The sequence below is a fragment of the Mycolicibacterium novocastrense genome, from assembly GCF_001570485.1.
Taxonomy (GTDB): Bacteria; Actinomycetota; Actinomycetes; order Mycobacteriales; family Mycobacteriaceae; genus Mycobacterium; species Mycobacterium novocastrense.
This window is the reverse complement of the sequence record NZ_BCTA01000056.1, coordinates 1-18,885: the sequence shown is the minus strand read 5'-3', so window position 1 is coordinate 18,885 and position 18,885 is coordinate 1. Positions and strand designations below refer to the sequence as shown.

20 protein-coding genes and 3 tRNA genes are annotated in these 18,885 nt (G+C 65.3%); 7 read left to right on the top strand and 16 right to left on the bottom strand.

All coding sequences use genetic code 11. The features are described 5' to 3' along the window. Positions 1-4 precede the first annotated feature (4 nt). On the top strand, positions 5-2,752 hold the full coding sequence (locus RMCN_RS20755) for a helix-turn-helix transcriptional regulator (protein ID WP_308206390.1): 2,748 nt from the start codon (positions 5-7) through the stop codon (positions 2,750-2,752). Positions 2,753-2,755: 3 nt separating this feature from the next. On the opposite strand, the gene RMCN_RS20750 is transcribed toward RMCN_RS20755, so the two are convergent. The 15 genes from RMCN_RS20750 to RMCN_RS20680 all read right to left on the bottom strand — a co-directional run bounded on the left by RMCN_RS20750 (position 2,756) and on the right by RMCN_RS20680 (position 13,103). Next, positions 2,756-4,183 carry a sugar nucleotide-binding protein gene (locus tag RMCN_RS20750; protein WP_084377612.1) on the bottom strand — a complete coding sequence of 476 codons (1,428 nt, stop codon included), beginning with the start codon at positions 4,181-4,183 and terminating at the stop codon, positions 2,756-2,758. 13 nt (positions 4,184-4,196) lie between these two features. Next, positions 4,197-5,195: a dTDP-glucose 4,6-dehydratase gene (gene rfbB, locus RMCN_RS20745; RefSeq protein ID WP_067393209.1), complete on the bottom strand. Its 999-nt coding sequence runs from the start codon at positions 5,193-5,195 to the stop codon at positions 4,197-4,199. Further along, positions 5,195-6,064: a glucose-1-phosphate thymidylyltransferase RfbA gene (gene rfbA, locus RMCN_RS20740; RefSeq protein ID WP_067393206.1), complete on the bottom strand. Its 870-nt coding sequence runs from the start codon at positions 6,062-6,064 to the stop codon at positions 5,195-5,197. The genes rfbB and rfbA overlap by 1 nt, the downstream gene beginning before the upstream one ends. Before the next feature lie 68 nt (positions 6,065-6,132). After that, positions 6,133-7,962, bottom strand: coding sequence for a PE-PPE domain-containing protein (locus tag RMCN_RS20735; protein ID WP_067393204.1), 1,830 nt, complete (start codon positions 7,960-7,962; stop codon positions 6,133-6,135). Between the two features lie 298 nt (positions 7,963-8,260). After that, on the bottom strand, positions 8,261-8,968 hold the full coding sequence (rplA, locus tag RMCN_RS20730) for a 50S ribosomal protein L1 (protein ID WP_067393201.1): 708 nt from the start codon (positions 8,966-8,968) through the stop codon (positions 8,261-8,263). Between the two features lie 100 nt (positions 8,969-9,068). After that, positions 9,069-9,497 carry a 50S ribosomal protein L11 gene (gene rplK, locus RMCN_RS20725; protein WP_059101294.1) on the bottom strand — a complete coding sequence of 143 codons (429 nt, stop codon included), beginning with the start codon at positions 9,495-9,497 and terminating at the stop codon, positions 9,069-9,071. Between the two features lie 90 nt (positions 9,498-9,587). Then, positions 9,588-10,412, bottom strand: a complete 825-nt coding sequence (nusG, locus tag RMCN_RS20720; RefSeq protein WP_067393198.1) for a transcription termination/antitermination protein NusG — start codon at positions 10,410-10,412, stop codon at positions 9,588-9,590. Between the two features lie 41 nt (positions 10,413-10,453). After that, positions 10,454-10,867 carry a preprotein translocase subunit SecE gene (gene secE, locus RMCN_RS20715; protein WP_067393194.1) on the bottom strand — a complete coding sequence of 138 codons (414 nt, stop codon included), beginning with the start codon at positions 10,865-10,867 and terminating at the stop codon, positions 10,454-10,456. 75 nt (positions 10,868-10,942) lie between these two features. Continuing rightward, a tRNA-Trp gene (locus RMCN_RS20710) sits at positions 10,943-11,015 on the bottom strand. A 193-nt stretch (positions 11,016-11,208) separates the two neighbouring features. Then, the gene (gene hadC, locus RMCN_RS20705; RefSeq protein ID WP_067393191.1) at positions 11,209-11,772 is read right to left on the bottom strand and encodes a (3R)-hydroxyacyl-ACP dehydratase subunit HadC; all 564 of its coding nucleotides are present in this window, start codon (positions 11,770-11,772) and stop codon (positions 11,209-11,211) included. Between the two features lie 2 nt (positions 11,773-11,774). Continuing rightward, positions 11,775-12,203 carry a (3R)-hydroxyacyl-ACP dehydratase subunit HadB gene (gene hadB / locus RMCN_RS20700; protein WP_064415459.1) on the bottom strand — a complete coding sequence of 143 codons (429 nt, stop codon included), beginning with the start codon at positions 12,201-12,203 and terminating at the stop codon, positions 11,775-11,777. Further along, the gene (hadA, locus tag RMCN_RS20695; protein ID WP_064415458.1) at positions 12,190-12,666 is read right to left on the bottom strand and encodes a (3R)-hydroxyacyl-ACP dehydratase subunit HadA; all 477 of its coding nucleotides are present in this window, start codon (positions 12,664-12,666) and stop codon (positions 12,190-12,192) included. The genes hadB and hadA overlap by 14 nt, the downstream gene beginning before the upstream one ends. A gap of 52 nt (positions 12,667-12,718) precedes the next feature. Then, positions 12,719-12,886 carry a 50S ribosomal protein L33 gene (gene rpmG / locus RMCN_RS20690; RefSeq protein WP_059101288.1) on the bottom strand — a complete coding sequence of 56 codons (168 nt, stop codon included), beginning with the start codon at positions 12,884-12,886 and terminating at the stop codon, positions 12,719-12,721. A 37-nt stretch (positions 12,887-12,923) separates the two neighbouring features. Continuing rightward, positions 12,924-12,997, bottom strand: a tRNA-Met gene (locus tag RMCN_RS20685). Positions 12,998-13,030: 33 nt separating this feature from the next. Then, positions 13,031-13,103 (bottom strand) — tRNA-Thr (locus RMCN_RS20680). 133 nt (positions 13,104-13,236) lie between these two features. On the opposite strand from RMCN_RS20680, the gene RMCN_RS20675 reads away from it, so the two are divergent. From RMCN_RS20675 to RMCN_RS20650, 6 genes are all read left to right on the top strand, one after another. Beyond that, on the top strand, positions 13,237-14,097 hold the full coding sequence (locus tag RMCN_RS20675; protein ID WP_064415457.1) for an NYN domain-containing protein: 861 nt from the start codon (positions 13,237-13,239) through the stop codon (positions 14,095-14,097). A 34-nt stretch (positions 14,098-14,131) separates the two neighbouring features. Then, positions 14,132-14,845, top strand: a complete 714-nt coding sequence (locus tag RMCN_RS20670) for an MBL fold metallo-hydrolase (protein ID WP_067393188.1) — start codon at positions 14,132-14,134, stop codon at positions 14,843-14,845. Between the two features lie 207 nt (positions 14,846-15,052). Then, complete coding sequence (locus RMCN_RS20665) at positions 15,053-16,108, top strand: phospholipase effector Tle1 domain-containing protein (RefSeq protein ID WP_067393185.1); 1,056 nt, start codon at positions 15,053-15,055, stop codon at positions 16,106-16,108. A 140-nt stretch (positions 16,109-16,248) separates the two neighbouring features. Further along, positions 16,249-17,067: a DUF8453 domain-containing protein gene (locus RMCN_RS20660; protein WP_084377618.1), complete on the top strand. Its 819-nt coding sequence runs from the start codon at positions 16,249-16,251 to the stop codon at positions 17,065-17,067. 170 nt (positions 17,068-17,237) lie between these two features. After that, positions 17,238-17,939, top strand: a complete 702-nt coding sequence (locus RMCN_RS20655; protein WP_067393182.1) for a crotonase/enoyl-CoA hydratase family protein — start codon at positions 17,238-17,240, stop codon at positions 17,937-17,939. Positions 17,940-17,948: 9 nt separating this feature from the next. Beyond that, positions 17,949-18,557 (top strand): TetR/AcrR family transcriptional regulator, encoded by a 609-nt coding sequence (locus RMCN_RS20650; protein WP_064426551.1) that lies wholly within the window; start codon positions 17,949-17,951, stop codon positions 18,555-18,557. A gap of 26 nt (positions 18,558-18,583) precedes the next feature. Here the strand turns inward: RMCN_RS20650 and RMCN_RS30855 are convergent, their stop codons facing one another. Continuing rightward, entirely contained in the window at positions 18,584-18,853 is a 270-nt protein-coding gene (locus RMCN_RS30855) for a hypothetical protein (protein WP_131808585.1), read from the bottom strand. Positions 18,854-18,885: the final 32 nt, after the last annotated feature.

Below are 18,885 nucleotides of genomic sequence, written 5' to 3'. Positions count from 1 at the left end.
TCTGGTGTCCGGCGTAATCGAGCGTCCGGCCGAATTTCGGGCGGTGGGCGATTTCCTGGAATCCGTCAGCAGCGGGCCCTGTGCAGTCGTCATCGAGGGCGATGCCGGAGCCGGCAAGACCACCCTGTGGCTGACCGGTATATCGGCGGCCCGCGAACGCGGTTTCCGTGTGCTGACGGCGCGAGCTGGTCAGGCGGAGACCACCCTCGCATATGCGGCCGTCGCCGACCTTTTCGGCGACATACCCTCTGAAGTCCTCGCCGACCTGCCGGAACTGCAGCGCCTCGCTGTGGATCGCGTGCTGCTGCACACCGACGGTGACGGCCCGCCGACAGACCAGGGAGCGGTGGCGGCCGCCTTCACCGCCGCCGTCCAGCAACTGTGCGAGGACGGGCCGGTGCTCATCGCCCTCGACGACGTGCAGTGGCTGGACCCGTCCAGTCAAGCCGTTGCGGCCTTCGCCGCGCGGCGGTTCAGCGGGCAGGTGGGCATGCTCGTCACCGAACGCACCGAACATGAGGGACCCGGCGCGGGGCGTTGGCTGCAGCTGAGCGACGCGTCCGGTGTGCGCCGGGTACACGTGGGACCGTTGAGTCTTGGCGGGTTACACGCCCTGATCTCGACACGGCTCGGCCGCAGCTTTCCACGCCCGACGATGGTCCGGATTGCCGAGATCTCGGGCGGCAACCCGTTCTACGCCCTCGAGCTGGCACGGGCGATCGACGCGGGCGGTTCCCAGTCGGTGTTGCCCGCGACGCTCGCGGAGCTGATGCGCCGACGCATCGGGCGCCTGGAACCCGAGACCCAGGTCCTGTTGCTGGCCGCCGCGTGCGAGGCCGCCCCCACCGTCGACCTGCTGGCGCGGGTCACCCGCAGCACGGGCGATCGCACCGCCGAACTGCTGGCCGAAGCAAGAAACAAGGGCATCCTGACCGTCGATGGCGACGCTGTGGCGTTCTCCCACCCGCTGTTGGCGCGCAGCGTCTACACCGATGCCAAACCGAGTGAGCGACGCGCGATGCACCGGTCGCTGGCCGAGGCGGTGGTGCTCGAGGAGTCGAGAGCCAGGCACATGGCTTTGGCCGCCGCCAGCGCCGACCCGGCCACCCTGCAGGCGCTGGACATCGCGGCCGATACGGCGGTGGCACGCGGTGCGCCTGCCGCGGCCGGCGAATTACTCGAACTGGCAATCGGTCTGGGCGGTGATACGCCGACGCGGCGGATTCGCGCGGCTGACCACTACCTGCATGCCGGCGATCTGGAGCGCACACGATCGCTGCTGGACGGGTTGACCGAGCGCGTGAGTAGTGGCGTGCACCGGGCGATGGCGTTGAACTTGTTGGCCAGCATGCGCATCCAGCACAACAGCTTCACCGATGCCGTCGTCCTACTCGAACAGGCGCTGGACCACGACGAGGGCGACCGCGAAGTTCGTGTCCGCACACTACTGCTCTTGGCATACTCGCGGCTCAACGCCGGCGATTTCGGGGCAGCACTGCAGAGCGCGGAACGGGCGGCCGCGTACGCGGAAGACGTGGGGATCGCCGACCTCACGAGTCAGGTTCTGGCGGTGCGCACCAACATCGCCTGCATGTGCGGTCGCGGCGTCGACTGGGCGGACATCAGCCGAGCGCTGGCACTGCAGGATCTGACCAGCGAGGCGCCGATCGCATTCGGGGCCAGAGCCAATCACGCCGTATTGCTGGGGTTCGTGGGGCGGTTGGACGAGGCGATCGATGAGATGGCCTTCGTCCGTGCGCGTTGCGTCGAGCGAGGGGCCGAAACCGATCTGATCTTCGTCGCGGTATTCAGTGCGCTGATCGAGATCTGGCGGGGACGCTACGAGGAGGCGACCCGCATCGCCGAGGAGACCGTGGAGCGGGCACAACAGCTCGGCGGCGAGCACATGCGAGTGGTCGCCAAGACCATTCAGTCCGCGGTCGCGGCGTATGCCGGAAGGCAGGACGAGACCCGCGCTGTCGCGCGGAAGGCGATCGACCTCGCCGAACGTTGCGGTTCGCCCCGGCTGGCGGACTGGGCCTCGGCCACCCTGGCGTTCCTCGAGGTGTCGTTGGGAAACTACGAGCAAGCGCTGCACATATTGCAGCCGTTGGTCGACCGGTTCCCGTTCCTGCCCGGCACGGAGATCATCACCGCGGGATTCGTCCCCGACGCGGTCGAGGCGATGGTCGCGCTCGGCCGCGCAGCCGAAACCGAGCCGATGATCGAGGCGCTGGAAGCCAACGGGGGGCTGTTGGACAGGCCGTGGATGCTGGCCATGGCCGCACGGTGCCGAAGTCTCTGGCTGGCAGCCCAGGGTGAGGTCGACGAGGCGGCCGACATGGCGAGGCGAGCGTTGGCCCACCACGAGCGCCTGCCGATGCCCTTCGAGCGCGCCCGAACGCTGTTGCTGCTCGGCCAGTTACAGCGGCGTCAGCGGCAGAAGGAAGCGTCGCGCACGACGATGAGCGAGGCTTTGCACGTGTTCGAGAGCTTGGGCACCCCTCTGTGGGCGCAGCGGGCGCGCGCCGAACTCGCGCGAGCCGGCGCGTCGAGCAACGGACATCTGGGTCTGACGCCGTCGGAGCACCGCGTCGCCGAACTCGCCGCATCAGGTATGACGACCAAGGATGTGGCCACCGCGCTGTTCATCAGCCCCAAGACGGTCGAGACGAACCTGTCTCGCATCTACCGGAAGCTCGGAATCAGATCTAGGGCTGAACTGGGCCGCGTGTTCGGCGAAAACCGTTGAACTTCAGGATGCCCCGACGGATTCCCGTCGAACGTAGTTCACCAGAGACGCGTCGGCGTCGGCGGGCTCGAATCCAACCGACTGGATCTTGGCAAGATCGAGGACGCTGTTAGCCGGTCGAGGCGCAACGAGTTTCGATGCGTCGGCGAAGTACTGCTCGGTCGTGACATCGGTGATCCGACCCGGGTCGTGACCGGCCAGTTCGAACGTCCGCCTCGCGACGTCGGCCCACGAGCGCACAGGTCCGGAACCGGTGAGGTTGTACGTGCCGTACGGCGCCCGTGTGTCGATCAAATGCCTTATTGCCCTTGCGATCTCGGATGTGAAAGTCAGGCGGCCGTGTTGATCGCTGACGACCGATGGGTTGACCCCACGATCGGCGAGCGAGAGCATCGTGCGCACGAAATTGTTCCCGTCTCCGATCACCCACGAAGTCCGAACAATGTAGTGCCGGTCGACCGTTGCCACGACGAGGTCACCGGCGGCCTTGGTCTGGCCGTACACACCGAGTGGTGACACCGGATGGTCCTCGCGGTAGGCCTCGGAGGCGTTGCCGTCGAAGACGTAGTCACTAGAGATGTGCACCAGCGTGATGTTGTTGTCGGCAGCGGTACGTGCAAGGGCGGCGACACCGGCGACATTGGTGGACCACGCCGCCGCACGGCCTTCGGGCGTCTCGGCCGCGTCAACACCCGTGAAGGCGGCGGCGTTGATGATGGTCTCGTATTCGCGCCAGCGGCGCGCGGATTCGATACCGGGGGCAGTGAGATCGATATCGGCGCGTTCGGCGAATTCAACGCCAGGGGTGTCGGCGAACACCTCACGAAGTGCCCGACCCAGCTGACCACCGGCGCCAAGGACCAGGGTCTTGCGTGGCGGGATGGGCTTGACGTCGGCCAGCCGTGGATTTTCGCGATCCTTCGCCGACAACTCCGCGTGTTCCAGTGGGATCGGCCAGTCGATAGCGACGGTCTCGTCGGCCAGATTCACCGAGGTGTACTGGGCATCGGGCGAGTAGTGATCGTTCACCAGGTAGATATAAGCGGTGTTCTGCTCCAGGTTCTGGAACGCATTGCCGACACCGCGAGGAACGAAAACCGCTCTGGATGGGTCGATTTCTGTGGTGAAGGTAGCGCCGAACGTGGGGCCGTCCCGCAGGTCGACCCAAGCACCGAAGATCCGCCCGGTCGCGACGGAGATGAATTTGTCCCACGGCTCGGCATGGATCCCGCGTGTGGTGCCCGCACTCTCGTTGAGCGACACGTTGTTCTGCACCGGCTTGAAATCTGGCAAACCGAGCGCGACCATCTTCTCGCGCTGCCAGTTCTCTTTGAACCATCCACGGTTGTCTCCGTGTACGGGCAGCTCCCACACGACCAATCCCGGTATGGGTGTCGTCATGGCGCGCAGGGGCTTACCGAACTCAGTCACAAATAGGCCTTCTTCACTGACCCATCCGGGCATAAAAGCTCTCGGTGGCGTCTTTGGCGGGGGCCCACCATTCTTCGTGGTCGCGGTACCACTGGATCGTTGCGGTCAGACCTTTTTCGAAGTCTTGATATCGCGGTCGCCAGCCGAGTTCGTCCCGCAGCTTGGTGGAATCGATGGCGTACCGCAAGTCGTGGCCGGCTCGGTCAGTGACGTGGTCGTACGCGTCGGCCGGCTGGCCCATGAGGGTGAGGATCAACCCGATGACGGTCTTGTTGTCCTTCTCACCGTCGGCACCGATCAGGTACGTCTCGCCGATACGGCCCTTGTCCAGGACGGTCAGCACCGCCGAGGAGTGGTCGTCGGCGTGAATCCAGTCCCGCACATTGCGGCCCTCGCCGTAGAGCTTGGGGCGGATCCCGCGGAGCACATTGGTGATCTGTCGCGGAATGAACTTCTCGACGTGCTGATAGGGACCGTAGTTGTTGGAGCAGTTCGAGATCGTGGCGGCCACACCGAACGATCGAACCCACGCCCGTACCAGCAGATCGCTTCCCGCCTTCGTTGACGAGTACGGAGACGACGGGTTGTACGGCGTCTGCTCGGTGAACCGGCGCGGGTCGTCGAGTTCCAGATCCCCGTACACCTCGTCGGTCGAGATGTGATGAAAGCGCGTGCCGTGCTTGCGCGCAGCCTCCAGCAGGGTGAAGGTGCCCGCGAGGTTGGTGTGCAGGAACGGCTCGGGGTCGGCCAGTGAGTTGTCGTTGTGCGATTCGGCGGCGTAATGCACGACCGCGTCGGCGTCGGCGAACAATTCGTCCACCAGAGGGGCATCCGCGATGTCGCCGTGCACGAAAGTCATTCGGTCTTCGGGCAATCCGGCGAGAGAGGCGCGATTGCCGGCGTAGGTGAGCTTGTCGAGCACCGTGACGTGATGGTCGGTGTGGTCGATGACGTACCGCACGAAATTCGAGCCGATGAAGCCCGCTCCACCGGTGACGAGAAGTCGCGACATCAGCGTCCTCTCTCCAGGAGGTTCAACAGATAGTTGCCATAGCCGGACTTCACCAAAGGCGTGGCACGTTCCCGTAATTCGTCGTCGCTGATCCAGCCCTGCAGCCAGGCGATCTCTTCGGGGGCGCCGATCTTCAGCCCGGTGCGCCGTTCCATGGTGCGCACGTACTCGGCGGCGTCGGTCATCTGGTCGAAGGTGCCGGTGTCCAGCCACGCGGTTCCGCGGGGCAGCACGTGCACCTGAAGGCGCTCCCGCTCGAGGTAGCAGCGGTTGACGTCGGTGATCTCGTACTCGCCGCGGGCACTGGGCTTCAGGCCCTTGGCGATCTCGACCACGTCGTTGTCGTAGAAGTACAGACCCGGGACGACGTAATTGCTCTTGGGTCGGTCGGGTTTCTCCTCGAGTGAGATGGCCAAACCGTTGTCGTCGAATTCGATCACGCCGTACGCGGACGGATCCGCCACCCAGTAGGCGAAGATCGCACCGCCGTCGATGGTGGTGAACCGTTTGAGCTGGCTGCCCAGGCCGGGCCCGTACAGCAGGTTGTCACCGAGCACGAGGGACACATTGTCGGTGCCGACGAACGTCTCGCCGATCGTGAAAGCCTGTGCCAGACCGTCCGGAGACGGCTGCTTGGCGTAGGTGATCGACACTCCGAAGCGCGATCCGTCACCGAGCAGGCGTTCGAAGCCCTCCGCGTCGTGGGGCGTCGTGATCACCAGGATGTCGCGAATGCCGGCCAGCATCAGCGTCGAGAGCGGGTAATACACCATCGGCTTGTCGTAGACGGGCACCAATTGCTTCGACACACCCAGGGTTATCGGGTGCAGACGCGTGCCGCTCCCGCCCGCCAAGATAATGCCCCTCACGCGACCAATCGTGACACACAGCGAATTTGCGTTCGCAGAGAGACGCTGGTCCCGACGGTTGAGCGCGATCAGGCCGCGGCCGGCTCAGAATCCTGCGAGACGTCCGCGTCGTCGGCGTCCTGCGCATCTTTGATGGCCCCGGTGGGTTCGGGCTTCGTCGTGAGGCCCTCAGAGGGCTCCGGGCTCGGCGCGGTGATTTTCTGCACCGCGCCGTTCCCGGCATCCTTGGGCGTTTCACCGGACTGGTTCGGCGAGGCATTCAACGACACGCTGCGACCGTTCGCGTCGATCCGGTTCTGTGGGAGGTTGCTCTTGAGCTGGGGGGCCATTTGTCCCTCGGGATCCTTCTTGACCTCCGGATCCTTCACGGCAACCAGGGCGTTGCCGTCGGCCGGGTCGGTCATCTTCTCCTCCACGATTTCCGGGTCGGAGATCGGGATGGGCTCGAGCACGGCCCCCGGCAACTCCTCACCCTCGATGACCTCGCCCGCATTCGGGTCCGTGATGATCTCGCCCTCGGCCGGATCGGTGATGGCCGGGTCTTCCGCGCCTGCAGTCAGCGCGAGTTCTCCGTTGCCGGTGACGGCGAGCACCGTTCCCTCGGCGTCTCCCCGCGCGGCGAATCGCCGCAGATTGTCGCCTTGATTCTCGCCGGCATCCGCCAGATTCTCGACCTCATTGTCCAGCGAATCGTCCTCATCCGACCCAGGCGCGAGCGACGTGGTCGCCGGTTCGGGCGTGATCTCAATCGGCTTCGGCGCCAGCGACGGGATGAAGTTGCCAAGGAAATTCACGACGCCCTGGAACACAGCCGGAATCATCCTGAGCACCAGCGTGATCGGGTTGAAGAACGGGATCAATCCGATCGGGGAGTACTGCCCGAACGGGATGTTGCGGTTGTATCCGGTCTCCTCGATGAGCACCTCGAGTATCGGTTCCCAAAAATCTGCGATCGGCTTGCCGATCAATGGGATGGAGTGCAGCGGGCGCACCAGCGGAAGCACCTTCGGCCTGACGGTGTAGTACGTCGTGTCGCTGTTGGGGAGTTTCTGAATCTGGACGAGGTCCGGGTGCTTCTCGGGGTAAGTGGTGAGCTCTTTCCACTCGGCGACGGTGTATCCGGCGGGAGTCTCGCCAGGATCACTCTTGCCGTTGATCGCGAGGTAGGTGCCGTGGTCGTAGTAGAAGCCCATGACCGAGTTGAGGATGGCAAGCGGGTTTAGCAGGTACTGCGGGAAGTCCGCGATGCCCTCCCACCGAATAGCCCAGTCCTTTGTTTCGAAGGGTGTGTTCGTCGGCGTGGGCTGACCGGTCGTCACGTCGAGAATCGGGATATGTCCCAGAATTCCGAACCGCGACAGGATGCCGCCGTTTGGGCGGTTCGGGTTGCCGATATAGACGAATTCGATGGAGTCCGCGCTATCGACCAGATCTTTCCACTGTCCGCTGGCGAACTGCATCTTCGAGATGGTGACCACGCGCGACCCCTGGGAATAACCGGCGATCACGAGGTCGCCGTCGTACCCGGCGCGCTCCATCGCCGCCAACACCTCATTCAGGTTCTTCACGCCATCGGCCACGGATACGTCAAACTTTTCGCATCGACCCGGGTCGCACCAGCCCGGCAACGGTATCGGCCAGAACGATGCGAAGTAATCGATGCCGTCCAGCTGGCAGTTGTTGGCGACGGTGCAGTCCGTCCGCTTCATGTAGTAGTCGCGGTAATTCGGCATGTAGTCGGTGACGTCGTTCGCGTTCGGCGTTCCCGTTCCCGGAACGATCAGCGCGGTCGTGGCGGCGAGGCTGACCGCCGCCAGCAGCGCGGTCGCGGCGCTGAGGACGGCAGCGCTCAGCAGGCCTAGCAAAGAGAGAAAGACGACCCGAATGCACTTACGCATGGGTCAACTTTCACACAGGAGCAGCGCCAGCGACGACGAAACAGGCGAAGTTCGCCGAGGGATTTTCGGTTGGCCAGTTCGCTACTCGCCCAACGCAGCCGTCGTCCCCGCTGCGCCGCCGACGACGTGGACTTTCCCGAGGCGTCGGTCGGTGATCTCGAGCCGACCGAAGAACGGGCCTTGAGTCGCTTAGCGCAACTACCAGCTACCGATCGCCATCAGTCGGGCGAAGCGCCCCCGAGGGTGTTCTCGGCTCAATGGCCCTACGTCGTGGCGCAAACCCGCACCACGGGTTTGCTCAGGCCTCGGCGAAGTTGCGCGTCACCGACGGATCGACCGGAATGCCCGGGCCGGTCGTGGTCGAGATGACGATCTTCTTGAGGTAACGGCCCTTCGACGACGACGGCTTGGCCCGCAGGATCTCGTCGATCGCGGCGCCGTAGTTCTCCGCCAGCGCCTTCTCGTCGAACGATGCCTTACCGATGACGAAGTGCAGGTTGGCCTGCTTGTCGACGCGGAAGTTGATCTTGCCGCCCTTAATGTCGGACACGGCCTTGGCGACGTCGGGCGTCACGGTGCCGGTCTTCGGGTTCGGCATCAGGCCACGCGGGCCCAGGATCCGCGCGATGCGGCCGACCTTGGCCATCTGGTCGGGAGTCGCGATCGCGGCGTCGAAGTCCAGCCAGCCGCCCTGAATCCGCTCGATCAGGTCGTCGCTACCGACGGCGTCGGCACCCGCGGCCTCCGCGGCCTCGGCCTTGTCACCGACCGCGAACACCACAACGCGGGCGGTCTTACCGGTGCCGTTCGGCAGGTTGACGGTGCCGCGCACCATCTGATCGGCCTTCCGCGGGTCGACGCCCAGACGGATCGCCACCTCGACGGTCGAGTCCTGCTTCTTCGATCCCGTCTCCTTGGCCAGCTTCGCCGCCTCCAGCGGCGTGTACAGCCGGCTGCGGTCCACCTTCTCGGCGGCTTCGCGGTATGCCTTGCTCGTCTTGCTCATTTGTTTCTCCTAGTTGCTGAGTTGTGGTCTGTGATGAACGCTCTTCGCGCGAGCGCTCATCGCCGGGCCGCAGCTGGCCCTCCCACGAGGATCGGTCGAACTATTCGACCGTGATCCCCATCGACCGGGCGGTGCCGGCGATGATCTTGGCGGCCTGATCGATGTCGTTGGCGTTCAGGTCTTCCTTCTTGGTCTCGGCGATCTCGCGCACCTGATCCCAGGACACCTTGGCGACCTTGGTCTTGTGCGGCTCGCCCGAGCCCTTCTGCACACCGGCGGCCTTCAGCAGCAGCTTGGCCGCGGGCGGTGTCTTGAGGTTGAAGGTGAAGCTGCGGTCCTCGTAGACGGTGATCTCCACGGGGATGACGTTGCCGCGCTGGTTCTCCGTCGCGGCGTTGTACGCCTTGCAGAACTCCATGATGTTGACGCCGTGCTGGCCGAGCGCCGGACCGACCGGCGGGGCGGGGTTGGCCTGCCCGGCCTGGATCTGCAGCTTGATCAGCCCGACGACTTTCTTCTTCGGGGCCATTGGTGTGGTGTTTCCTCTCTCGGTTCTCTGCGATTTGTGCACGGTTCGTTGCGCCGCCGAGCGCTCCTAGACGTGCCCAAATCGCCGGGCTTAGATCTTGGCGACCTGGTTGAAGGTCAGTTCGACAGGTGTCTCGCGACCGAAGATGGACACCAGCACCTTGAGCTTCTGCTGCTCGGCGTTGACCTCGCTGATCGAAGCGGGCAGCGTCGCGAACGGGCCGTCCATAACGGTGACCGACTCGCCGACCTCGAAGTCCACCTCGATCGGCGCGCGCTCGATGCCCCCGGCCTCCGCGGCGGTCGCACCCGCGGCGGCGGCGGCCTTCCCGGGCTTCTTCGCCGCGGCGGGCGGCAGCAGGAACTTCACCACGTCGTCCAGCGACAGCGGCGACGGCCGCGACGTCGCACCAACGAAGCCCGTCACACCCGGCGTGTTGCGCACCGCGCCCCACGACTCGTCGTTGAGCTCCATGCGCACCAGGATGTAGCCGGGCAGCACCTTGCGGTTGACCTGCTTGCGCTGACCGTTCTTGATCTCGGTGACCTCTTCGGTCGGCACCTCGACCTGGAAGATGTAGTCGCCGACGTCGAGGTTCTGCACGCGGGTCTCGAGGTTGGCCTTCACCTTGTTCTCGTAACCGGCGTAGGAGTGGATGACGTACCAGTCGCCCGGCTTGGTCCGCAGCTCCTTCTTCAGCGCGACCGCCGGATCCTCTTCCTCGGGCTCGACTTCAGCGGCGGGCGCTTCACCAGCCGCGTCGTCCGTGGTGGCCGCCTCGTCGCTCACGGCGTCACCGGCGACGTCGGCGTCCTCGGTCGCCGGGTCGGTGGTCGCGTCGGTCGTCGCGTCCGTCGTCTCGTCGATCAGGTCAACGCTGTCGGCCGAAGGCGTATCGCCCTCGAAGCTAGTCACTTGTCAGTCCTCTCGAAGTTCTCATCCGTCGCGCGTACTCGTCAGCCGAACACCAGCGAGACCAGCTTGGCAAGGCCGAAGTCGACGCCGCCGATCATCGCCAGCATGAAGGCCAGGAACAGCAGCACCACGCCGGTGTAGGTGGCCATCTGCTTGCGGTTCGGCCAGATCACCTTGCGCAGCTCGGCCACGACCTGCTTCAGGTAGTTCCAGACGAACAGGAAAGGGTTCCGCGACGGTCCGTCGGCGCGCTTCCTGGCGGCCTTCTTCGCGGTGCCCGACCCGTTCTTGGTGGGTGACGCCGCGGTGCCGGTGGACAGGTCGACGGCTTCGCTGGCGTCTTCGCCGGCGGCTGCCCGACGGGTCCGCTTGCCCGACGGACGGGTGGGTCGGGTCACGACGGCGCCGCGGCCGTTTTCGGTGTCGGAGCCGGCATCGTCGTGCTCGTCGCTCACCGCATGCTCCCTTGTCTGGTCATCTGGTTTGTGGGTCACCTTCCAGTGTCCACACTTGTCGAGTATTCAGTTGAGCAGGGGCGACAGGACTTGAACCTGCAACCTGCGGTTTTGGAGACCGCTGCTCTGCCAGTTGAGCTACGCCCCTTCAGAGTGGCACTGCGAAAGGCCACCCGTTCGGGGCTCACACAATTCGCGCGCTCCCCGATCGGTCGATCTTCAAACCGACGGACAGCGCGCTGGACTGGGAAAACCCCGAGGACCGAGTGTAGCGCGCCACCCGTCCGAGTTACTAATCCACCGGCGAGCCGGTCATCAGGCTTCGACCGGCAAGCCGGCGATCAAACAGACGCCTCGCCGTTCACGCTCTCGGCGCCATCGGGATCCTCGACCGGATCGTGGACGACGGGCTTGCGTACGACCTGCCCCGTCTCCGGATCCCAGCCCGCCGAGATCGAGTTGTCGCCCTCGTGGCCCATCAGGGTGGTGAACGACTCCATCACGAGCCCACCGTTCTGGTCGACCAGCATGTTGCGGGTGGTCACGATGTCGGCGCCGAAGCGCTCGTCCACCGACTGAATCTCCAGCGTCCCGGTCAGCACATCACCGGCCTGGATCGGACGATGGAACTTGAACTTCTGGTCGACCTGCACGATCTGCATGGTCTCGAAGCCCACATCGTTGTGCTGGAAGAAGTGCCGCTGAATCATCACCGCGAAGATCGACATGAACGTCGGCGGCGCGATGAGCCCGTCATGACCGGAAGCCTTGGCCGCCTCCACGCTGTGGCTCTGCGGATCGTGGGCCTTGACGGCGTTCGCGTACTGGCGAATCTGCTCCGTGCCGACGTGATAAGGCTCCGGATACTCCCAGACCATTCCCTTGATGTCGATTTTGAGAGCCACGGCTACGCCAGCTTCGCGACGGCCACCGCGCGGCCGAAGATCTTCTTGCCCCCAGTGGTTGCCGAGAGCGCGATGGTCACCGACTTGGTCTCGGGTTCAACGGATTTCACGCGTCCGTTGAAGACGATCTCCGCCCCGATGCCGTCGTTGGGCACCGGCACCACAGCGGTGAACCGCACGTTGAACTCGGTGACCGCCGCCGGATCGCCAACCCACTCGGTGACGTACCCGCCACCCAGGCCCATGGTCAGCATGCCGTGCGCGATTGCGGTGTCCAGGCCGACCTGCTTGGCGATGTCGTCGTCCCAGTGGATCGGGTTGAGGTCACCCGACACCCCGGCGTAGTTGACGAGGTCCTGCCGCGTCAGCGGAATCACCTTCTCGGGAAGCTCGTCGCCCTTCTTCACCGAGGCGAACTCACGCAGTGGCATCTGAAAAACCCTCTTCTCCGTCACCCGTCCGACCCGCCAGGGTCGTGAACGTCTCCTGCACCACGTCACCGGCTTGGTTGGTGACGATGTTCTTCAACACGACGATGTCGGTGCCATGCGCCTGACGCACGGAGTCGACCTGCACCTCGCAGTAGAGTTTGTCGCCCGCGAAGATCGGCTTGAGGTACTTGATCACCTGGTCGACCTGCACGATCTTCGCGTCTTTGATCCCGACGCCCGCGTGCTCGAAGAACGATATCTGCGCCATGTACCCGAGGACGCTCATGAATGTCAGCGGTGCGGGCAGCGCCTTGTGGCCGAGTTCGGCCGCGACATCCTCATCGAAGAACGCGGGATGGTCGTTCTTCACCGCGACCGCGTATTCGCGAACCTTCTCGCGACCGACGACGTAGTGGTCGGGGTAGCGGTATTGCATCCCGACGATGCGCTCGGACAACGACACAGTTAGTGAACCTACCTAGCACCCGGGCGACGCGCCTACGGGCTGACTCGTCTTAGCGCGATTCCTTATGCGGCTGGTGCTTGCCGCAGTTCGGGCAGAACTTCTTGATCTCGAGCCGGTCCGGGTCGTTGCGGCGGTTCTTCTTGGTGATGTAGTTGCGGTGCTTGCACACCTCGCAAGCCAAAGTGATCTTCGGCCGTACGTCGGTACTGGAGGCCACGTTCTTCGTCCTTCGTTTACGCGTTCGATGTTGCCTGTAGCGGTGGGGGGGCTCGATCCCCCGACCTCACGATTATGAGTCGTGCGCTCTAACCAGCTGAGCTACACCGCCCCGGGATCCGGGCGGATGTCCGCCCGCTCACCGAGCCCCCTAACGGAATCGAACCGTTGACCTTTTCCTTACCATGGAAACGCTCTGCCGACTGAGCTAAGGGGGCCTGCCTACTTCGAGGTTCGCGCAGCGCGGCGCGAGCCTTAAAGAGGGTACAGTCTCGCCGATTGCCGCGCCAAACCGCTGATCACCGCAACCGTTACTGTCCGACTCTAGTCGCCGAATGATAGGACGGAACAGTGACCGAACCCGGCGCGACCCGTGTGGCGGTGTACCTCGACTTCGACAACATCGTGATCTCCCGGTATGACCAGATCCACGGGCGCAACTCGTTTCAGCGCGACAAGGCGGCGGGCTTTCACAAAAATCCGGGCCGGCTGACCCAAGCCACCGTGGACGTCGGTGCGATCATCGACTACGCGTCGTCGTTCGGCACGCTGGTGCTGACCAAGGCCTACGCCGACTGGTCGACCGACGTCAACGCCGACTACCGCGACCAGCTCGTCGGACGGGCGGTCGACCTGGTGCAGCTGTTCCCGGCCGCCGCGTACAGCAAGAACGGGGCCGACATCCGGCTGGCGGTCGACACCGTCGAGGACATGTTCCGGCTGCCCGATCTGACCCACGTCGTCATCGTCGCCGGCGACTCCGACTACATCCCGCTCGCGCAGCGGTGCAAACGCCTCGGGCGCTACGTCGTTGGGATCGGCATCACCGGATCGATCAGCCGCTCGCTCACCGCTGCCTGCGACGAGTACGTCTCCTACGACGCGCTGCCCGGCGTTCCGGCGGTGAAGTCGGAAGCGCCGAAGCGGCGCCGCACCAAGGCCGACGCCGAGCAGGAACCGGAGCAGCCCGACCCGCAGGCCGCCGCGACCGCGCTGCTCGAACGGGCGCTGCGCATCGCGCACGGCAAGGACGACTCCGACTGGCTGCACAACTCGGCGGTCAAGGCTCAGATGCGGCGCATGGACCCGTCGTTCTCGGAGAAGTCTCTCGGGTTCAAGTCCTTCAGCGACTTCCTGCGTTCGCACACCGACCTCGTCGAACTCGACGAGAGCAGCACCATCCGCATGGTGCGGTTGCGCAGCCAGGACTGAGCCCCGAAGTCCGGGCCCAGATACGCTGACGGACATGGCTTCGGATCGGCTCTACTTCCGCCAGTTGTTGTCCGGTCGCGACTTCGCGGCCGGCGACATGATCGCCCAGCAGATGCGCAACTTCGCCTATCTGATCGGCGACCGCGAGACCCGCGACACGGTGGTCGTCGACCCCGCCTACGCCGCAGGCGATCTCGTCGACGCGCTGGAGGCCGACGGCATGCGGCTGTCCGGCGTGCTGGTCACCCACCACCACCCCGACCATATCGGCGGCTCGATGATGGGGTTCGAACTCAAGGGACTCGCCGAACTGTTGGAGCGCACGAGCGTGCCGGTGCACGTCAACGCGCTTGAGGCGGACTGGGTTTCGAAAGTCACGGGCATCGCGCGCAGCGAGCTCACCGCACACCAGCACGGTGACGTCGTCAAGGTCGGCGACATCGACATCGAACTTCTGCATACGCCCGGTCACACCCCCGGCAGCCAGTGCTTCCTGCTCGACGGGCGCCTCGTCGCCGGCGACACCCTGTTTCTGGAGGGCTGCGGCCGCACCGACTTCCCCGGCGGCAACGTCGACGACATGTTCCGCAGCCTGCAGGCGCTGGCGAAGCTCTCCGGTGACCCGACGGTGTTCCCCGGCCACTGGTACTCGGCCGAGCCCAGCGCCTCCCTGTCGGAGGTGCGCCAGACCAACTACGTCTACCGGGCGAGCACCCTCGACCAGTGGCGCATGCTGATGGGCGGCTGACCTTCGCCGGCACCCGCTCCAACGCGATGCGCGGAAGGTGCGCCACCATTCGGGCAACTGCGACATGAGTTTGCCGACGATTCGGCTACTGACTTTTTTCGCAGGTTGCCGGCATATGGGTCAAGAAGCACGAATTTCTGGACAAGATGGCCGCGCGGGGGCAAACTTGTAGACCCTAGCGTCAATTATTCGGGCCGGGGGGCCACTATGAAGAAGCTAGTGCTGTGCTTCGACCGCACCCGTGGCTATCCCGAACCCCAGACGGCGACCAACGCGCATCGACTCTTTCGTCTTCTCGACGACGTCCCCGACCAGCTCACCTGGTATCACCCGGGAGCCATCGCGAGCCCCGGGAAGACGCTACGCCCCTTCAGGGCCGCCGCAGACGACGCCCGCGGTGCCATCGCCGAGGCTTATCGGTTCCTGGTCGACAGCTGGGAGCCTGGTGATCCGATCTATCTGTTCGGCGTCGGTCGCGGCGGTTACTGCGCTCAGACCCTGACCCGGTTGCTGTCCACCGTCGGGGTGCTGCCCGAGCTGACGGATTTCGTGCTCGGCGCGTATGCCCTGCCGCGGACCGGACGCGACCAACAGGACTGGACGCGCGTCACGCAGATCGCCTCGCGGCTGGACCAGCAGCGCGAAATTCCCGTCCCCGTGCGGTTTTTGGGCATCTGGGACGCGGTGAGCATCCCTGGTTTGACGCGTCGGTCGATGCCGGCGCCGATGCCCAACGTCGAATCCGGCAGGCACGCGGTCGCGATCGACGGGCGCCCCGGCGAACGGTTGACGACCTCGGCGTCGCAGCGTATCGAGGAAGTCTGGTTCCGCGGCGCCCACTGCGACGTCGCCGGAGGGCCGGGGGCATGCATCCCGCTGGCCGAAATCAGCTTCGACTGGATGCTCGACGGCGCGCTGAGCGCCGGGCTGTCGATTTCCGACGAGCACATGGACACGCTGCCCGCACCCGGTCAGTACGACGCGCTCGCCGAGACCGCCCACACCGTCTCGCTGCGCAAGCTGCCCGACAACGCGGCCGTCCATTCCAGCGTGGAGTTGTACCTGCGCGAGCGTCCGCAGTATTGGAAGCGCTTGCCGACCCGCGTGACGTGGTCGGATCTGGACTGGGCGGCGCGCGGTGAGCGATTGGTCCACCCGAGGGCTGCGACGGCCGATCGTGTGATGGCCGACTTGGGGCTCGCCGCGTCGTTCGGCGAGCTGGTCAGCAATACCGCGGAGTTGACGCCGGCAAGCCGGCCGTGACGAATTGCGCCGGTCAAGATCGTCGGCGCCGGGCCTTCTAATCGACGTGACCGCCAAAATAGCAAAGGGTGTGGGATCCGCGGCTGCATGATATACAGCGGTGCGTGGATGCGGATGGGGTTCTGGGCCTCTCGGCCGGCATGTGGACGGCGCTGGCCGCCTGGCTCGCCGTCGTGGTGGGGATCGCCGCCCTGGTTTACGCCTGGCGGCAGTATCAGCGGGCACGTCGGCAGAGCGAAGAGCTGATGCAGCCCAACGTGGCGATGTTCATGGAGCCGGCGGCCAACGACTGGCACCTGATCGAGCTCGTGGTCAAGAACTTCGGCCGGACGCCGGCCTACAACATTCGGTTCGACTTCGCGCATCCGCCGACGGTGGCCAAATACGAGAACGTCTACGACGACCGCTATGTCGACATCGCACCGCTGAACCTGCCCGCCGAAATCCCGTATCTGGCGCCCGGACAGGAATGGCGCATCGTCTGGGATTCGGCATTGGACCGTCGCGAGCTCGGCGAGGCCATCGCATCCCGATTCGACGGTGCAGTCACCTATTACGACCGGCAGGGGTACGCCAAGAAGAAGGGCTCACGTCACCGGTACCGCTCGACGGCGGTGCTGGACTGGTCGACGCTGCACCCGGTCGAGCGGCTCGAGCTGTTGACCACGCACGACCTGGCCCGTCAGGAGAAGCAGAAGCTGGAGCTGCTGCGTCATCTGTTGACCTACTACCACTACGCGGCCAACGAGAGCCGCGAAGACGTGCTGCGTCAGGAGATCAACCGGGTTCGGTCCTCGGTCGACGAGATCCGCGATCGGTACCGCACGGAAACCGAAGGGCCGCAGCGCAAGCCACGCAACGGGGCGGTTCAGAGTCGGCCGGTCGACATCGACGCCGAATTCGAAGAAGCGCACACCCAGATCCTCAAGACCAACACGGCGCGGCACCGTATCGCGTGATCCCGGGCGGGGGCGATGGAGCCCGGCAACCCCTCGCCACCGGGCTCCTCGAACGGTACGAGGGCGGCCTTCGGGCGTCGCGCGTAGCCGACTACCCCAGATTTCTTGGCATACGTATCGGTGTTTCGTAACATCGATACGATTAGCCGCCAGCATTCGAAGGAGAAGCGATGAGCAGCCCCGTTGGCTATGAACACCACGATTCGGTCGCCACGATCACGCTGGACGACGGCAAGGTCAATGTCCTGGGCCCGGCCATGCAGACCGCGATCAACGAGGCGCTCGACCGCGCGGAGAAGGATGCCGCCAAGACGGTCGTGCTCGCGGGCAACGGTCGCGTGTTCAGCGGTGGCTTCGACCTGACGGTGTTTCAGTCCGGCGACGCGCAGGCCGCACTGGGGATGCTCGCGGGCGGGTTCGAGCTCGCGGTGCGGTGCCTGACCTTCCCGGTGCCGGTGGTCATGGCCGCGACGGGTCCGGCCATCGCGATGGGATCGTTTCTGCTGCTGTCCGGCGACCACCGGGTCGGCCAGCCGAAGACCCGCTGCCAGGCGATCGAGGTGGCGATCGGCATGACGATCCCGGTCGCCGCACTGGAGATCATGCGGTTTCGGCTGACCCCGGCGGTCTACCAGCGGGCCGCGGCGCTGGCGTCGACGTTCGCCGGCGACGAAGCCGTCTACGGCGGGTGGCTCGACGAAATCGTCGAGGCCGATCGCGTGTTGGCGCGAGCGCAGGAGGTGGCCGCGGAACTGGCGAACACCGTGCACACCAGCGCACACGTCGCGACCAAGATGAAGGCCCGCGAGTCGGCGCTACAAGCCATTAGGGCCGGAATCGACGGACTGGCAACCGAATTTAGCCTCGGCTAGGCCGGCACGGTGCCGAGGGCGAAACGGCGCACGCCCGAGCTGAAAGACCACCTGCTGGAGGTGGCGATCGCGACGCTGTCCGAGGAAGGGATCTCGGGGTTCACCACGCGCCGCGTCGCCGAGCGGGCGGGCACGTCGGTACCCGCGGTGTACGAGCTGTTCTCCGACAAGGCGGGACTGCTGCGGGCGATGGTCTTCGAGGGCTTCCGGCTGCTGGGCGCCGAACTGGAGACCGTGCCGCTGACCGAGGATCCCCTCGCCGATCTCGAACGGCTGGTGCCGGTCTTCCGGTCGTTCTGCCGGTCGTATCCCCGCCTTGCCCAGCTGATGTTCGCGCGGCCGTTCGCCGAGTTGGACCCCGGGCCCGACGAAGCGGCCGCCGGCGCCTCGGTGCGCGCGGCGTTCACCGGCCGGATCCAGCGCTGCGTCGACGCGGGACTGCTGACCGGTGACGTCGCCGACATCGCTCACGTGCTGCTGGCGCTCGCCCAGGGGCTGGCGGTCCAGGAACTCGGGCGGTGGCTGGGGTCGTCGGCGCCCTCGATCGAACAGCGGTGGCGCCTCGGCGTGCGCTCCCTACTGGCAGGCCTGCGCCCCACCCTCCCAGGCGATTTGTGAGTGATCCCGTTCGTTCACGGGCGCTGTCAAGCTGCGTGGAGTCGGTCGAGGTCGTTTTCTGGGGGGAGGTTGATGCCGACGACGGGGTTGGGGTTGTTGGTTTGTGGGCGCTTGCGGAAGCGTTCGGGGTGGGTGTCGTAGTAGGCCTGCAGGGCTTGGTCGCGTTGAAGCCATTGCTGTATCCAGGCTCCGCTGTGGACCTGATCGGGGGTGAACAACGCGATACCGCTGTGGAGGCGTTTCTCTGGGGGTCCTGCCCGGCTGCCGTGACGGATCTCCGCGTTTCCGCAGGTCACGTGGCTAGTGTCTGAAGGTTATCCATTGCAAC